General features: G+C 55.0%; 1 protein-coding gene. It reads right to left on the reverse strand.

Going from position 1 to position 300, the window contains the following annotated elements; all coding sequences use genetic code 11:
• Positions 1–16: 16 nt before the first annotated feature.
• Positions 17–300, reverse strand: a 284-nt coding sequence (locus GHN86_RS23180) for a transposase domain-containing protein (protein WP_153387400.1), incomplete at its 5' end; no start/stop codon positions are given.

Here is a 300-nt window from a genome sequence, read left to right on the forward strand (position 1 = left end):
TGATCAATATTGATACTCATGATGCCCTCCAATTCCAGGGTAGTAGCGCCTCAACGTCTTCAACCGACTCAGCCTGCGGTAATCGCTCCAGTACATGGCGCAGCCACGTATAGGGCTCCTGGCCGTTTGCCTTGGCGGTCTCGACCAGACTGTAGATCTGCGCTCTGGCTGCGGCGCCCTTGGGCGTATCGCTGAATAGCCATGCTTTGCGACCGATCACAAATGGTTTGATTGCTCTTTCGGCGGCATTGTTGTCGATCGGTAAAAAGCCAGCCTCTATATAACGCTCCAGCCGGCTCC

This window comes from Pseudomonas helleri (assembly GCF_009600315.1).
GTDB lineage: Bacteria > Pseudomonadota > Gammaproteobacteria > Pseudomonadales > Pseudomonadaceae > Aquipseudomonas > Aquipseudomonas helleri_A.